Source organism: Dyella sp. 01L423 (assembly GCF_056399945.1).
This window is the reverse complement of the sequence record NZ_JBFTSI010000008.1, coordinates 75,264-90,753: the sequence shown is the minus strand read 5'-3', so window position 1 is coordinate 90,753 and position 15,490 is coordinate 75,264. Positions and strand designations below refer to the sequence as shown.

15 protein-coding genes are annotated in these 15,490 nt (G+C 66.0%); 13 read left to right on the top strand and 2 right to left on the bottom strand.

Features of this window, described 5'->3' with window-relative positions; genetic code table 11:
* Nucleotides 1-129 precede the first annotated feature (129 nt).
* The 3 genes from AC1DMY_RS18730 (at nucleotide 130) to AC1DMY_RS18720 (ending at nucleotide 3,376) form a co-directional block, all read left to right on the top strand.
* Nucleotides 130-564, top strand: coding sequence for a hypothetical protein (locus AC1DMY_RS18730; RefSeq protein ID WP_441605493.1), 435 nt, complete (start codon nucleotides 130-132; stop codon nucleotides 562-564).
* A 140-nt stretch (nucleotides 565-704) separates the two neighbouring features.
* Nucleotides 705-1,877 (top strand): class I SAM-dependent rRNA methyltransferase, encoded by a 1,173-nt coding sequence (locus tag AC1DMY_RS18725; RefSeq protein WP_477166376.1) that lies wholly within the window; start codon nucleotides 705-707, stop codon nucleotides 1,875-1,877.
* Between the two features lie 62 nt (nucleotides 1,878-1,939).
* A complete protein-coding gene (locus AC1DMY_RS18720; RefSeq protein WP_477166375.1) occupies nucleotides 1,940-3,376 on the top strand; it encodes a DNA recombination protein RmuC in 1,437 nt (478 codons plus the stop codon).
* 15 nt (nucleotides 3,377-3,391) lie between these two features.
* Here AC1DMY_RS18720 and AC1DMY_RS18715 read toward each other — a convergent pair whose 3' ends face one another.
* Entirely contained in the window at nucleotides 3,392-3,862 is a 471-nt protein-coding gene (locus AC1DMY_RS18715) for a hypothetical protein (protein WP_477166374.1), read from the bottom strand.
* A 147-nt stretch (nucleotides 3,863-4,009) separates the two neighbouring features.
* On the opposite strand from AC1DMY_RS18715, the gene AC1DMY_RS18710 reads away from it, so the two are divergent.
* Nucleotides 4,010-4,813 carry a hypothetical protein gene (locus tag AC1DMY_RS18710; RefSeq protein ID WP_477166373.1) on the top strand — a complete coding sequence of 268 codons (804 nt, stop codon included), beginning with the start codon at nucleotides 4,010-4,012 and terminating at the stop codon, nucleotides 4,811-4,813.
* Nucleotides 4,814-4,899: 86 nt separating this feature from the next.
* On the top strand, nucleotides 4,900-5,760 hold the full coding sequence (locus AC1DMY_RS18705) for a class I SAM-dependent methyltransferase (RefSeq protein WP_477166372.1): 861 nt from the start codon (nucleotides 4,900-4,902) through the stop codon (nucleotides 5,758-5,760).
* Between the two features lie 6 nt (nucleotides 5,761-5,766).
* Here the strand turns inward: AC1DMY_RS18705 and AC1DMY_RS18700 are convergent, their stop codons facing one another.
* The gene (locus tag AC1DMY_RS18700; RefSeq protein ID WP_477166371.1) at nucleotides 5,767-6,639 is read right to left on the bottom strand and encodes an energy transducer TonB; all 873 of its coding nucleotides are present in this window, start codon (nucleotides 6,637-6,639) and stop codon (nucleotides 5,767-5,769) included.
* 197 nt (nucleotides 6,640-6,836) lie between these two features.
* Here AC1DMY_RS18700 and folE point away from each other — a divergent pair, with 197 nt between their 5' ends.
* The 8 genes from folE to AC1DMY_RS18660 all read left to right on the top strand — a co-directional run bounded on the left by folE (nucleotide 6,837) and on the right by AC1DMY_RS18660 (nucleotide 15,442).
* Nucleotides 6,837-7,439 carry a GTP cyclohydrolase I FolE gene (folE, locus tag AC1DMY_RS18695; RefSeq protein ID WP_354014753.1) on the top strand — a complete coding sequence of 201 codons (603 nt, stop codon included), beginning with the start codon at nucleotides 6,837-6,839 and terminating at the stop codon, nucleotides 7,437-7,439.
* 13 nt (nucleotides 7,440-7,452) lie between these two features.
* Nucleotides 7,453-8,751: a hypothetical protein gene (locus tag AC1DMY_RS18690; protein ID WP_477166370.1), complete on the top strand. Its 1,299-nt coding sequence runs from the start codon at nucleotides 7,453-7,455 to the stop codon at nucleotides 8,749-8,751.
* Nucleotides 8,744-9,460 (top strand): hypothetical protein, encoded by a 717-nt coding sequence (locus tag AC1DMY_RS18685; protein WP_477166369.1) that lies wholly within the window; start codon nucleotides 8,744-8,746, stop codon nucleotides 9,458-9,460. The genes AC1DMY_RS18690 and AC1DMY_RS18685 overlap by 8 nt, the downstream gene beginning before the upstream one ends.
* Complete coding sequence (locus AC1DMY_RS18680) at nucleotides 9,453-12,245, top strand: AAA family ATPase (RefSeq protein WP_477166368.1); 2,793 nt, start codon at nucleotides 9,453-9,455, stop codon at nucleotides 12,243-12,245. The genes AC1DMY_RS18685 and AC1DMY_RS18680 overlap by 8 nt, the downstream gene beginning before the upstream one ends.
* On the top strand, nucleotides 12,245-12,586 hold the full coding sequence (locus AC1DMY_RS18675) for an EF-hand domain-containing protein (RefSeq protein ID WP_477166470.1): 342 nt from the start codon (nucleotides 12,245-12,247) through the stop codon (nucleotides 12,584-12,586). The genes AC1DMY_RS18680 and AC1DMY_RS18675 overlap by 1 nt, the downstream gene beginning before the upstream one ends.
* A 176-nt stretch (nucleotides 12,587-12,762) precedes the next feature.
* The gene (locus AC1DMY_RS18670; RefSeq protein WP_477166367.1) at nucleotides 12,763-14,112 is read left to right on the top strand and encodes a TCR/Tet family MFS transporter; all 1,350 of its coding nucleotides are present in this window, start codon (nucleotides 12,763-12,765) and stop codon (nucleotides 14,110-14,112) included.
* Complete coding sequence (locus AC1DMY_RS18665) at nucleotides 14,109-14,615, top strand: DUF1993 domain-containing protein (protein ID WP_477166366.1); 507 nt, start codon at nucleotides 14,109-14,111, stop codon at nucleotides 14,613-14,615. Before AC1DMY_RS18670 ends, AC1DMY_RS18665 begins: the two co-directional genes overlap by 4 nt.
* Before the next feature lie 173 nt (nucleotides 14,616-14,788).
* Nucleotides 14,789-15,442, top strand: a complete 654-nt coding sequence (locus AC1DMY_RS18660; protein WP_477166365.1) for a DsbA family oxidoreductase — start codon at nucleotides 14,789-14,791, stop codon at nucleotides 15,440-15,442.
* Nucleotides 15,443-15,490: the final 48 nt, after the last annotated feature.

The following is a 15,490-nucleotide window of genomic DNA, read 5'->3' as shown; positions in this document are numbered from 1 at the left end:
CTACAAGGGTTCGCCATGTGTGCAGCAAGCGGCTGGCGTGAACACCACCCGACAAACTGCCAAGCCGCACCACCGACAGCGCTAGCACGATCCGCTAAGCTCGCCCCCTTTCGACCCAGGGCTTCGCACGTGCGCAATTTTCTGTTCCGCCTGATCGGCATCCTTGAAGTAGCGGGTGGCTTTTTCGGCATGGTGAGCATGCTGCGACGGCTGCTGCCGTTCGGCTCGCACGACTCCATCGTGGCGGTGATCGGGCTGGCGTTCTACGCGTTCGTGCTGGTGGCCGGTGTGCTGTTGCTGGAAAACAGCGAGCGCGGCGTGACCTTCTCGAGCTGGGCCCAGGTGCTGCAGCTGCCGCTGATCGCCACGCCGATTTTCAGCTATGGCTTCCATTGCGGCGCGTTCGTGAACGTCTACGCCAGCCTGCATATTCCGGTACAGCTGTGGCTGGACTGGCATGTCGGCAGCGAGGGTTTCGTGCTGGCCGTGGCCGGGCCGTCGGTATCGCGGCTGGGGCTGAACCTGCTGGCGCTGCTGTCCTGGCTGGCGCTGCGCCTGCGCTGAGCGAACACCTCGCTTTTTGTGGGAGCGCACCCTGTGCGCGACTCCGACGGAGCGCCACAGATGGGACGCCAGTCGCGCACAGGGTGCGCTCCCACAAGGAAATCGCCGGGTTCTAGGCCCTCACCGGTTATCATGGGCGGATGAATAGCCCCGCCCCCCTCCCCATCATCCGCCTCAAGACCGACCGCACGCCCGGCCACCCCTGGGTCTGGTCGGCCCAGGTCCACAAGCCGGAAACCCGCGTGCCACCCGGCAGCGTGGTCGATGTGGAGGACGCCAAGGGCCGCTTCGTGGGCCGCGGCTTCTGGAACGGCCACGCGCGCATCGCGCTGCGTCTGCTGAGCAGCGATCCCACCGAGACCATCGACGCCGACTGGATCACCGGCCGCATCGACCGCGCCGTGGCGCTGCGCCAGGAACTGCTGCAGCTGGACCGCGTCAGCGACGCGTGGCGCGTGGTGCACAGCGAAGGCGACGGGCTATCGGGCCTGGTGGTGGATCGCTACGCCGATATCCTGGTGATCGAATACTTTGCCGCCGGCATGTGGCGGTTCCGCGAGGCCATCCAGGCCGCGTTGCTGCGCCACTTCCCTGGCGCGCGCCTGTACTGGTTTGCGGAAAGCCATGTGCAGAAGCAGGAATCCTTTGACTGCCGCTCCCCCGAGGCGCCCGAGCCGGTGGAAGTGCATGAGCACGGCCTGCGTTTCCACGCGGCGCCCGGCTATGGCCACAAGACGGGCTTCTTCGCCGACCAGCGCGAGAATCGCCACCATTTCGCCCGCCTGGCCAAGGGCCGCAAAGTGCTCGATCTGTGCTGCAACGCAGGCGGATTCGCCGTGCATGCGCTGGCGGCCGGTGCGCAGTCGGCCACGGGCGTGGACATGGACGCGGGCATCCTTGAGGTCGCCCGTGCCAACGCTGCCGCCAACGACGTGCCCGCCGTGTTCGAACAGGCCGATATCTTCGACTGGCTGCGCGCGGCCGTGGCACGCGGTGAGCAATACGACGCGGTGATCCTCGACCCGGCCAAGCTCACGCGCGACCGCAACAAGGTGATGGACGCGCTGAAGAAATACTTCGCGATGAATCGCCTGGCGCTGGACGTGATCCCGCCCGGCGGCCTGCTGCTCACCTGCTCCTGCACCGGCCTGGTCAGCGAGGCCGGCTTCCTGGAAATGCTGCGCCGGGTGGCGCTCAACGCCGGCCGCGAGATCCAGGTGCTGCATACGGCAGGCGCGGGCGCAGACCATCCGTTCAACAGCAGCGTGCCGGAAGGCCGCTACTTGAAGGCGGTGTTCTGCCGCGTCATGTGATCGGTCCCCGCTTCTGAGACGCCAGTGCGTACACTGGCGGCCGTATGCCGTTGGGAACTGCCATGTCCGTGACTGAAATCGTGTTGATCGTCCTCGTCATCGCCGTGCTCGCCATGCAGGTGATGAGCCTGTTGCGCGCACGCGATGATGGCGGCCTTGCCGCGCGCCTGGATGCCTTGAAGGACGACAACCGCCACCTGCGCGAAGCGCTGGCGCAAGAGCAGCGCGCCGATCGCGGGGAAATGACCCAGTCGCTGGGACACTTCCGCTCGCTGGTGCAGGAACAATTGGGCGGCATGAGCACGCAGCAGCACGAACGCATCGGCCATTTCGGCCAGCGCCTGGACGTGCTTACCGAACGCACCGACGCCGGCCTGCAGACGCTGGCGCAGCGCCTCACCGAAGACGCGCGCCGCAGCCGCGAAGAACTCACCCTCACCCTCAACCGTTTCGGCGAACAACAGCAGCAGCGCCTGGCCGCGCTCACCGCCGACAACGAAAAGCGCCTGAACGAAGTGCGCGCCACGCTGGAAACCAAGCTCAAGGAAATCCAGGACGACAACGCCGCCCGGCTCGAGCAAATGCGCGCGACGGTCGACGAGAAGTTGCAGAACACCCTGGAAACGCGCCTGGGCCAGTCGTTTGCGCTGGTCTCCGAACGGCTGGAGCAAGTGCAGCGCGGTCTCGGCGAAATGCAGAACCTCGCCATCGGCGTGGGCGATCTCAAGCGCGTGCTCACCAATGTGAAAACGCGCGGCATCCTCGGCGAAGTGCAGCTGGGTGCGTTGCTGGAGCAGTTGCTTACCAACGATCAGTACGACTCCAACGTGGTGACGGTGCCCGGCAGCAACGACCGCGTGGAATTTGCCGTGCGCATGCCGGGCGCCGGCGAGCACGCCCAGCTGTACCTGCCGATCGACGCGAAATTCCCGGTGGAGGATTACCAGCGCCTGCTCGACGCGCAGGAAGCGGCCGATGCAGATGGGGCGGCGCTCGCCGGGCGCGCGCTGGAAGTGCGCGTGCGCGAGGAAGCCAAGCGAATCCGCAGCAAGTACGTGGCGCCCCCGCACACCACCGACTTCGCGGTGCTGTTCCTGCCCACCGAAGGCCTGTACGCCGAAGTGATCCGCCGGCCGGGCCTGTTCGAATCGCTGCAGCGCGATTTCCACGTCACCATCGCCGGCCCAACCACGCTCACTGCCTTGCTCAACAGCCTGCAGATGGGCTTCCGCACGCTGGCCATCGCCCAGCGCAGCAGTGAGGTCTGGACCTTGCTCGGCGCGGTGAAGACGGAATTCGGCAAGTTCGGCGCGGTGCTGGAAAAGACCCGCAAGAAGCTCAACGAAGCGACCAATGTGATCGATCAGGCCAGCGTCCGCACGCGGGCCATCGAGCGCAAGCTGCGTGGCGTGGAAACCCTGTCCGGCGAGGACGCCCAGCAGGTGCTGATCGACGCCCCGGCGCTCGACGAGATCAGCGACGACGACACCGAGGTGTGATCGCTCGCAGCGCCCTCAGGCCGACGTGCTGACCAGCGCGCCGCTGCTACTGCCGCCTTCGCTCTGCAGGGCGGCCGACAGCGCGTTGACGGCGGCTTCCAGCTGACCATTGGTGGTCGCCACCGCCGATTGCAGGGCGGAGACGACGGCCATGTTCGCCGGGTCAGCGGCTTTCTTGCCTGACGTGGCGGCATGCAAGGCCTGCTCCTCTTGGGCCAGTTGCTTCTGCAGCTGCGCGATTTCCTTCTGCAAGGCCTTGATCGTGGCGCTGGCCGCGCTGCCGCTGTCGGAGCTGCTCGACGACGCAGAACTGCTGCTTGCTCCACCAGCCACACCGGCACCCTTGACCACCGGGGTCGTGCCGCCCTGTGCCGATGATGTCGCCGCTGTCGACGACGACGTAGTGGACGCAGATGCCGTCGAGGCCGAAGCGCCGGCGATGGTCACCGGGATGGCGGACATGTCCAGATGAATGCCGATGCTCATGGGAGGTCCTGGGGGAGGGTCGCCCATGGAATCGGCCGGCCGCGAAGAACCTTTAGGCCTCCCACCAGCCCATGGCATTAACCCCATTCGGCTCCATGCGACGTTCCAACCTATGCATCGGCCATCGATGCCTGCCGGAGTCGTTGCATGAACAGCTTGCGCTCGTGGGTACTGGGCCTGGCCTCAGTGGCGGCCAGCACGCAGGCCGCCGCAGTCGGCCGGCTGGTGGATCTGGGCGTGTATGACCGCACCTCGCAACAGGAGCTGCCGGTCTATCTGCACGACGGCCGCTACTACGTCGCTGGACAGCCGGGGCACCGCTACCAGATCCATCTGCGCAGCCAGAACGGCAGCCGCGTGCTGGGCGTGCTTTCGGTCGACGGCGTCAACGTGCTGTCCGGCGATACGGCCGACTGGTCGCAAACGGGTTATGTGCTGCAACCGTATGTGTCCACCGATATTCCCGGCTGGCGCAAAAGCCTCACCGAAGTGGCGGATTTCATATTTGCCGATGCATCCCGCAGCTACGCCGCACGCACGGGACGCCCTGACAACGTGGGCGTGATCGGCATGGCCGTGTTCCTGCCGCGACGCATGATCCGCCCGCTGCCGATGCCCGGCCCGATCTCCAGGATCTCCGACTCGGGCGATGAACGCATCCAGCCATCGCTGCCTGCCCCTGCCGCGCCCGTGGCCGAATCCGCCGCCCGCGCGTCGGTGGCCAAGGCGCAGGACAACGGCCCGATCGGCACCGGCCACGGCGAGCGCGAAACCTCGGTGGTCAGCTACACCGATTTCGAACGCGCTTCGTCCACGCCCAATGAGACGATCACGCTCTACTACGACACCCGCGAACGCCTGATCGCCCAAGGCGTGATTCCCGGCGACGACCGTCCGCCGCCCGCTCGCCCCGACCCGTTCCCCGGACATTTCGTCCCCGATCCGCGTTGACATCGCAGCAACCTGCGTTCAACTCGCGGCCAGCCGAAACATGACACCATCCAGGGGTTCGTGCGCCCTTGTGGATTCATCACGTCATGCTGGATGCCCTGCACACCATCGTCCGCGAAGTCGAGCAGGACCGTTCCCTGGAACGGCCCGAACAACTGCGCGAGCGCGTGCGGGCGATGGACCGGCTGGAAGACGTGCTGCTGCACGAACCCCAGGCCTGTACGCCAGCGGCAACGGCGGTGATGAACACCGTGCGCCGACGCGCGCGCGAGCGCCTGGCCGCCCTCAGCGACGTACAGCAGCGCCTGTGCGAAGGCGTTCGTCAGGCCATCGTGGAAGGTGCTGGCGCCCACGCGCTGCGCGGCTGGCTGCACCATGACGATCTGCGCGAACCCTGGGGTTATGACCATCTCGACGCCTTGATCGGCGAGGTGCTGTCGCTGGACGAGCCCGCCTCGGTCGACGAGCTCGAAGCCGACATGGTGTTCTATCAGCCAACGCCGGTGCGCCACGTGCTGGACCTGATCCATCGCGCGCATCTGGGCCATGATGACCTGCTCGTCGACCTCGGCTCCGGCATGGGCCATGTGCCCCTGCTGGTGTCGATCTGCACGCCGGCACGTGCCTGTGGCATCGAGCGCGAGCCAGCCTACGTGGCCAGCGCCCAGCGCGCGGCGCAAGCGCTGGGCGTCGATCGCGCCAGCTTCATAGCGCAAGATGCCCGTGACGCCGATGTCTCGCGCGGCACGGTGTTCTATCTCTATACGCCGTTCACCGGCGACATGTTGCGGCAGATGCTCGATCGGCTCCATGACGAAGCCCGTCGTCGCACCATTCGCGTCGCCACGCTCGGCCCGTGTACGCCCGCCGTGGCGAGCGAGCCCTGGTTGCGCGCGGCCAGCGAACCCCAAGCTGGCCGCGTGACGCTGTTTCGTTCGATCGCCTGAAAGCGCTCAGGCCCCGCCGAGCCGCGTAACGAGCTGGATTGAAGAATTGCCCGAGGCCAGCGAGCCATCGGGGGTCGCGTCAGGGGACTGGTTGGCAAGCCCCGCGTCGATCCAGGATGGCGTCTGCCGAGGGCCTGGAATATAGACATCCCAGTCTCCGTACTTGTGCACCTTGTCGAGTGCGCCCATCTGATGAAGGCTGTAGTTCACCGGCACACGGACGACCCAATAGGGATCATTGATGGACGTCCCCTTGGTGGGCAGGTTGTACGTCCAGTGTGTGGCCGCATCGATCGACGCATCGGCCAGTATCTTGCGGAACCTGTCCATGTCAGCTTGCGTGCCGTATTGGTCAAGGTTCACCTGTTCGGCCGCCACATCCATGACGGCGCCGTCGCGGCCGACACGCACCAGCAGATACACGGTCCCGCTCACGCGCGCCTCGACGGCCAAACGTGGATATCGGGGTGCGGAATGCTCCTTGTAGCTCACCGTAGCGGCATTGGCTTCGGCTTGGCCAAATGACGCGCCCTGGACGAAGACGTTGAACTTGCCATCAGCCACGGGCTTGGCCACTACACGCAGGCTCATCGTGCTCTTCACGACCTCCTTCGCGGACGCGGAGAGTTTGAACTCCCACTGCACGATGTTTTTACCGATCACCTCGACCACCACCGGCGGCAACTTCTCGGGATGATCGAGGGTGTAACCGTGCAGCGTGCCGTCCGGGTTCACCTCTAACGATCCGGTGACCAACACGGAGGCTTCCGCCGTCTTGCGTACATTTTGGCCGGTTGCAGCCCCGGTTGCCGCCACCGATACCGTTGAGGCGATGCAGCCCAGCCATGCGAGGGTCCAGGCAAGAGTCGAGCGCTTCATAAACCACTCCCTAGTTCATGCAAGCGTCCAGTCTAGCGGGCGTGGGTGGCGCCGCGTAAGGGTGGAAGACTGGCCGCCCGGCCATCGGGCCGGGGTGCAAGTGGTTGATCCTGCTAACCGTCCGTCGCCCATGCGGGCCAGCGCTTGACGCTGGCGTTACACTGGCAAGTCTGTAAGGCGTATCTGAAGGAACCCGCATGAGCGAGCGTCAAGAACCGACCGAAGTCACCCGCGAACAGGCCGAAGAAGCGGTCCGCGTCCTGCTGCGCTGGTCGGGCGAAGATCCCAGCCGCGAGGGTCTGCTCGATACGCCCAAGCGCGTGGTGAAGGCATACAAGGACTGGTTCTCCGGCTATGCCACCGATCCGGGCGACTACCTGCGCCGCACCTTCGAAGAAGTGGCCGGCTACGACGAAATGGTCGTGCTGCGCGACATCGAATTCGAAAGCCATTGCGAGCATCACATGGCGCCGATCATCGGCCGCGCGCACGTGGGCTATCTGCCGACCAACCGCGTGGTGGGCATCAGTAAGCTGGCGCGCGTGGTGGACGCTTATGCGCGCCGCTTCCAGGTGCAGGAAAAGCTCACCGCGCAGATCGCCCAGTGCATCCAGGAAAACCTGCACCCGGCGGGCGTGGCCGTGGTGATCGACGCCAGCCACGAATGCATGACCACGCGCGGCGTGCACAAGCGCGGCGTCTCGATGGTCACCAGCCAGATGCTGGGCGCCTTCCGCGACGATGCACGCACGCGCTCGGAATTCCTGCAGTTCATCGGTATCCATGGCGCGGGCCGCTGAGCACGCGCCACCGATGATCTTGATCGATAGCACCGACGCCGACGAGCGTCTGCAGGACGTATTGCGCGAAGGCATCACCGCCGAGGACATCCCGGCGGTGTTTCCGTTGCTGCGCGGGCGCTCGCTGTTGCGCGCGTTCAATGCGCTGTTCCACGGCAGCGAGGCGCAGGTGTTGCTGCGCCTGCTGGTGCTGCGCACGCTGGGCGCGCGCGCCCACGCGCCGGAATGGACGCCGGCGGAAATCCGCGAGCAGCTGGCCTTTGTCGAGCCGGTGAAGCTGGATACCGTGGTGCAGCGCCTGAAAGAACACGAGCTGCTCACCTGGGACAACGAGACGCTGCGTTATCGCGTGAGCCCGCTGGGCCGCAAGGCGCTGGCCGCGGTCGCCACGCTGCTGGAATTCGAGCACGACGACGACGACGGCCTGGGTTACATCACCGCGCAGCTTGCCGCCGGCCAGGCCGTGGGCCGCGTGTCCGGCGACGAGCTGACGCATCTGCTGTCGCGCCTGTCCGAATTGAAGGACGACTTCGACCGCGCCGTGCTGTCCGGCTCCGAACATCGCATCCGTCGCGCCGCACAGCGACTCGATTCGGTATGGACGTGGGTGGAGAAAGGCACGGAAGTCGTCAGCGCCATCGCCGACAATGAAGACCTCGACTCGGCCACGCACCGTCTCGCCCAGGCCGTGGGACGCGCGCAAAGTGCGTTGCTGCGGCAGGCCGGCATTTTCCAGCGCGAGCTCAACAAGATCGACCAGCATCGCGTGCATCTGGGGCGCACCGGACTCTCCTCGTCCGACCTGGTCGCGTGGTTGCGTTCGCTCACCCCCGATGCGCTGGCCCAGCATGCCGACGAGGCCGCGCAGCTGCCGGTGCAGCCGCCGTTCCTGCAGGACCAGATCGCGCTGGACGTGGCCGAGTACGAGTTGCTCGAACGCGAACGCGCCGCCGCCGAAAGCAGTGCCCTGCCGAACGCGGAAAGCACGCCGACCACGCACGACCTGCCGATCGACGAAGAAGATCTCTCGCCGCTGCTGGAATGGCATGGCCAACTGGCCGCATTGACCACGCCCCTGGAACTCAGCGATGCGCTGCGCGGCGACGATTACGCCTTGAGCGCGTACCGCCTGTCGCTGCTCGGCCTGGTGGGCGACCCGGAATCCTCTGCGCTGCAGGGCGCCACGGCGGATCTCGCGCGCCTGCCGCTGAAACTTGAAATTGAACCGCGCCTGGTCGACCCGGGCCTGGCGACGATCGCGCTGGTCAGCGCGGGTCGCCTGCATCCAAGCAAGGACAACAAGCATGCATGACGAAACCGCTGCGCTGGTCGCGCGATTGCTATCCCAGCGCTGGCTGCCGCGCGACGACACGCAGGCGCGCAAGGCGCTGCTCGACGAAGCGTTCCGCGAAGAACTCGATCGCCGCCTCGCTGCCGTCGGTCTCGAACTGCGTGAACATCCCTACTCCGCCTTTATCGGCGTCGCCGTGGCGCGCGCCAACGAGAAGCATGTGTTCGGCGGCAGCGACAGCTGGATCTCCAACACCTTGCAGCTCGACCGCGACGCCATCGCGCTGCTGGTGGTGCTGTGGGCGCTTATCGTGCTGCCCAAGCGCCAGCGCCAGCTGGAACGCCAGCAGGCCGAAGCCGATGCGTCGCAGAAGCAGATGTTTGCCGAGGCCAAGCCGATTTCGCGCGACGCAGCGCTGTCGCCGATCGTGGCCGAACGCACGTTGCTCGCCGACTTTGGCGAAAAGCTCGGCGGCAAGACGCGTGTGAATTTCAACCTCGGCCTGCTATCGCGCCACGGCTTCATCGCGCGCCGCAAGGGCGAGCTGGCCGAAGGGCCCTTGCTGGACCTGGTGTTCGACTACGAACGCACTGCGCGACGCATCCTCGATGGCGCGTTGAGCGATCTGCTGGCCGGCCTCACGCCGCGCGATGATCTGGGCAGCGACGACGAACCGCTCTACGACGAAACCGACGAAACTGAAGACAGCGAAGTGATCCACGATGTTTGATTTCCGCAGCCTCGAAGTCATCCACTGGGACTATTGGCAGCGCTTCAGCCTGCCGCTGGATACCAATATCGTCACCGTGGTGGGCCCGAACGGTTCGGGCAAAACCACCCTGCTCGATGCGCTGCGCACGCTGCTGACCATCGACTGCGCCGGCAACCGCGACTACAAGAGCTACCTGCGCCACAACGGCAAACCGTTCGCGTGGCTGCGTGCCCGCGTGGGCAATGTGCCGGGGCCGCGCGGCGAGCGCCCATTCTTCCCGATCATGGACAGCGAAGTGACGCTGGCCGTGCGCATCCAGAAGAAGGGCGGCGAGTGGCAGCGCCAGTACGCCGTCATGGGTGGCGACGTCAGCGTGGACGAGATCGAAGCGCGCAACGATTTCCTCGGCCTGCGCGACTACCGCGTGCGCCTTGAAGGCGCCGGCTTGTCGCAGGCGATCCGTCGCGTGCTGACGCTCGAACAAGGCGCCACCGACAAGCTGTGCCAGCTGCCGCCCAAGGCGCTGCTGGACCTGGTGTTCGATGTGTTCGGCGACAAGACCGTGCTGGACGATTACCAGCGCGCCCGCAACGAACAGGCCGAAGCCGATCGCGAACTGCACGGCCTGGAACACCAGCTCTCCCTGATCGGGGTGAGCCTGCAGGAAGCCGAAGGCCGCGTGCGTTTGTGGCAGGAGTGGGATGCGCTCAAGCACGAGCACACCGACTTGGTCGCCGAAACGCTGCCGCGCACCGAGCTGGCCGAACTGCATGCGGCGATCCGTGGTGCGCGTCCCCAGTTGCTTGGCCTCAAGCGCAAGTGCCGCGACCTGTCCGCGCGCGACGTGGATCTGCAGCAAGGCCTGCAATCGCTGGACCTCAACGAGGAATCACTGCGCGGCGAGCAGCACGCGGCCGACCAGGTGCGCCAGCAGGCCAAGCAGCAGCTCGACGAAGCGCGCCGCGCCGAAACCGAGAACGCCACCCTGCTCAAGCAGGAACAGCATCTGCGCAAGCTGGTGGCCGAGCAGGACGGCGCCGATCACGAGCAGCAAGGCAAGCAGCTGGTCGAAGCGCGCAGCCAGCTCGGCCGCCTGCAGAACGATGAGGCACGACTGCGCGAGCAGTTGTCCACGCTTACCGCGCAGCTCGGCGCCTGGCGCCGCGGCCAGCGCTATACGCCGGAGTTTGAGCAGTCGTTCCGCCGCGCGCTGGACGATGGCGGCATCGGCCACAGCATGCTGAGCGAGATCGTCGAGATCACCGAACCGCGCTGGCAGGCGGCCGTGGAGGCCGTACTTGCCGGCTATCGCCATGTGGTGCTGCTCGACCATCCGCGTGATCGCGAAGCGGCGTGGCGGCTGGGCGAACAACACCGCTACAAGCATTTCGTGGTGGCCGAACGCTCGCCCACCATCGCGCCCACGCGCGGTTCGCTGCTGGAAGTGGTCGACTTCACCGCGCCGGCGCCGGAGTGGCTGCTGCGCCAGCTGGACCGCATCCGTCGCGTGGAAGACGTGGCCGACGGCACCAAGCTCGGCAAGGAACAGGACTGGATCACGCCGCAGGGTTATTTCCGCGAGCGACGCGGCGGACGTCACCTGGGCGTGGATGATGTGTACTTCGGCAGCGCCGCACGCGAACGCCAATTGCGCGAAGGCGAAGAGCGCCTGCAGTCGATCGAAAAGCAGCTGCGGGGCATTGCCGACAAGCGCAAGCAATACCAAGAGCAAGCCAGCGACGCCGAAAGCCTGCTGCGTGGCGCCAACGCCAGCAACCAGCTCGCCGACCGCGCCGATGAATTCGCCGTGGCGCACGAAGCGCAATCTTCGTTGCAGGACGACGTGCAGCGCTGCGCCGACAGCTACGCCGCCGCCGAGGCCCATTACGAAGGCGTGCGCGAACAGCGCCAGCAGAACTCCCGCCAGCGCGACAACGAAGCGCGCGAACACAAACAGGCGCAGCAGCAGCTGGCCGACAGCGCTCGCCAGTTTGCGCAGTTCCGCCACGAGCAGGTCGATCGCCTGAAGGCCTTCCGCCACAAGCGCAGCCACGTGCGCCCAGCGCATCGTTCGCGCCGTGCCATGCTGGAGCTGCGCGAGCGCTATGAATCGCCTGCCGCGGTGCGTCGCGAGATCGACCGCATCGAGCGTCGCCTCAACGAAGGTCATTGGGAAACCGACGACGGCGTGCTGCCGTTGCGCGACAAATACGCCAACGACCACGAGGGCCTGCGCGACGATCTGCAACGCCGCCGCGTGCATCTCGAACGCGCCGGCCGCATCACCACAGAAGCGCGCGCCGCCTATCTCAACGTGCTGCGCAACACGGTCAAGCGCTATGCGCGCAACCTCAAAGTGCTGGCGGATCTCGCCGGCATCGGCGTGGAAACGGATCTGCCCGAATTGGTCAATGAGGACCTCGCGCTGGCCCAGGCCGGCCTCAACGTGCGTTTCGAGTTCGACAAGAAGGGCTGGATCGGCATGGACGACGGCGAGGCGTCGGGCGGCCAGCAGGTGATGAAATCCTTGTTGCTGCTGGTAGCGCTGATGCGCGACGAGGACCGCCCCGGCGGCTTCGTGTTCATCGACGAGCCGTTCGCGCATCTGGACATCTTCAACATCGACAAGGTCGGCGCCTTCCTCAAGTCCACGCGCGCGCAGTACATCCTTACCACGCCGGCAACGCACAACATCAACGTGTTCCAGCCCAGCGACCTCACCCTGGTCACCAGCAAGCGACGCCCCGGCGCCACCTGGGCGCAACCGCTGGCGGTATTGCGTCGTAAGACCGAGGCCGCATGATGCGGCTGCCTGCCCGCGTCGCGATGCTGGCAGGCCTGTTGCTGGGGCCGGTCATCGCGTGGGCGCAGTCCACGCCTGCTGAGTACCTTCGGGAGTTCGACACCGATGGCGATGGGCGGGTGAGCGAGGCGGAGTACGTGGCGCATTTGAGCCAGGGCTTTTATCGGCTCGATATCAATGGCGACGGTGTGCTGGAGACCGACGAACTGCCCGGTGGCCATGGCAAACCGATCACGCTCAAGCAGTTCCAGGACAACCTGCGCCGGCAATTCCACAAGCTGGACCGCAATCACGACGGCTATCTCGACGCGCGCGAGCTGACCCAGCCGCCGCAGGGTTGAATCGCCCCCCTCTGTTGTGGGAGCGCACCCTGTGCGCGACTACCTCAGGGGTCGGCTTCGTAGCGACCGTCGCGCACAGGGTTCGCTCCCACAGGAGGCGTGGCGCTCCTACTGCACTGCACACACAGCGTCATCGGGAATCGGCTATCGTGCGCGTCTCACGGCCAGCCTGACCCATGGACCCAACCACCGACCCCGAGCTCCATCCGCGCCGCCGCGCCGCGCTGGCGTTCATCTTCGTCACCGTCGTGCTGGACATGCTCGCGTTCGGCATCGTCATCCCGGTGCTGCCGCATCTGATCGAGCAGCTCGCCGGTGGCGGCATTGCGAATGCGGCCTGGTGGGTGGGCGTGTTCGGCACCGTGTTCGCGGTCGTGCAGTTCGCTGCCTCGCCGGTGCAGGGTGCGTTGTCGGATCGCTTCGGGCGCCGGCCAGTGATCCTGATTTCCAATGCCGGGCTGGCCATCGATTTCTTCGTGCTGGCGCTGGCGCCCACGCTGTGGCTGTTGTTCGTCGCGCGCGTAGTGCTGGGCATCACGGCCGCGAGCTTCACCACGGCCAATGCGTACATCGCCGATATCACGCCCAAGGAAAAACGCGCCGCGGCCTACGGCATCCTCGGTAGCGCGTTCGGGCTGGGCTTCATCATCGGGCCCGGTCTTGGCGGTTTCCTGGGTGACATACATCTGCGCCTGCCATTCTGGGTGGCCGGTGGCCTGGCCGCCTGCAATTTCCTCTACGGCTTTTTCGTGCTGCCGGAGTCGCTGCCCAAGGAACGCCGCACGCCGCGCTTCGAGATGCACAGCGCGCACCCGCTCGGTTCGCTGAAACTGCTCGCCCGCTATCCGCTGGTGATGCGCCTGGCCGTGGTGATGTTCCTGGTGTATCTGGCGCACTACGTGCTGCAGACCACCTTCGTGCTGTACGCCGACTATCGCTACCACTGGGGCCCGCAGGCGGTGGGCTATGTGTTGATGCTGGTGGGCGCCTGCGACGCCTTCGTGCAGGCCGTGCTGACACGGCGTCTGGCGCCACGCTTCGGCGAACGCCGGCTGATGCTCGGCGGCATGCTGTGCGGCATCGGCTCGTTCCTGGTGATGGGCCTGGCCAATACGGGCGTGGCGTTCCTGATGGGTATCCCCTTGATGGCCCTGTGGGGCCTCTCGCAGCCGCCGATCCAGTCGCTGATGACGCACGAAGTGGATGCAGCGGAGCAAGGTCGTCTGCAAGGTGCCATCAGCAGCCTGGCGAGCTTCGCGGGCATCTTTGGTCCGTTCCTGTTCGCCCAGGTGTTTTCGTTCTCGATCTCGCCGTCGTCGCCGTATCACCTGCCCGGCTTGGCCTTTGTGCTGTCGGCGGTGTTGCTGGCCATCGGCACCGTGATCGCGCTGCGCGCGACGCGGCATACGCATGACCTCGCCAAGGGCGAGGAACCCGTGCCTCACACCCTACCGGGCGAACCGTCCTCTGTTGTCCCTTTGCAAGCCACCATCACTCCCCTAGAACCTCCGGAGCATTCCCCATGACGTTGTCGATGTACCAGGCTTCCGTTCCCGTTTTCCTGCGCGCCCTGAGCAACCTGCAGCATGTGCTGCGCAAGGGCGAGGCCCACGCGCAGGCCCGCAAGTTCGAGCCCTCCCTGCTGCTGCAGGCCCGCCTCACCGCCGACATGCTGCCGCTGACCAGCCAGGTGCAGATCGCCACCGACATGGCCAAGAACGCCTGCGCGCGACTGGCCGGCGTGGATCCGCTGAAGTTCGAGGACAACGAAACCACCTTCGCCGAACTGCACGCACGCATCGAGCGCGCCATCGACTACATCAAGAGCTTCAAGGCCGAGCAGATCGACGGCAGCGAAACGCGCGCGATCACGCTCAAGACGCGCTCGGGCGAACAGCACTTCGAGGGTGAAGGCTATCTGCTGCACTTCGTGATCCCGAATGTGTTCTTCCACTGCACCATCGCCTACGCGATTCTCCGCGAGGCCGGCGCCGAGCTGGGCAAGATGGATTTCATCGGCAAGCCGTAAGCCGAGCTGAAAGTTCGGGGCGGCGCAGGGTCTTACGAATCTGCGCCGCCCTTTTTATTGGCCGGCAACAGCGAAATTCTGGACGCCAGGGCAGCCAAGCCGCGGGCTGAGCCGGCACTTGATTGGCGCCTTGTGCGATCCCATTTAGCGGGGATCGCATCGAGGACTCCGCCATGGCCAACGCCAAACCCATCAAGATCGACTTCGTTTCCGACGTGGTGTGCCCGTGGTGCGCCGTCGGCCTCAAATCGCTGGAGCAGGCGCTGCAGAATCTGGGTGACGAGGTGGCGGTGGAATTGCATTTTCAGCCGTTCGAGCTGAATCCGCAGATGGCGCCCGAGGGTGAGGACATCTTCGAGCACATCGCGCACAAGTACGGCAGCTCGCCGGCGCAGATCAAGCAGAACCAGGAAGCCATCCGCGAACGCGGCGCGTCGCTGGGCTTCACCTTCAACATGGACAAGCGCAACCGCATCGTGAACACCTTCGATGCGCATCGCTTGCTGCATTGGGCCGCGCTCGAAGGCAGCCAGGCCGAGCTCAAGCAGGCCTTGCTGGCCGCGTACTTCACCGACGGCCGCGACGTAAGCTCGCGGGACGTGCTGGTGGACGTGGCGTCTTCGGTCGGCCTGGACGCCGGTGAAGCGCGCCGCGTGCTGGACGAAAACCGCTACGCGCAGGATGTCCGCGCGCAGGAGCAGTTCTACCAGTCGCAGGGCGTGCGCGCGGTGCCGTCGGTGATCATCAATGATCGCTACCTGGTCCAGGGCGGGCAGCCGCCTGAGGTGTTTGAGCAGACCTTGCGGCAGGTGGCGGCGGAGGGCTGACCGCTCTCGCAAGGTTGAGTCGCGCACAGGGTGCGCTCCCACAGGGGT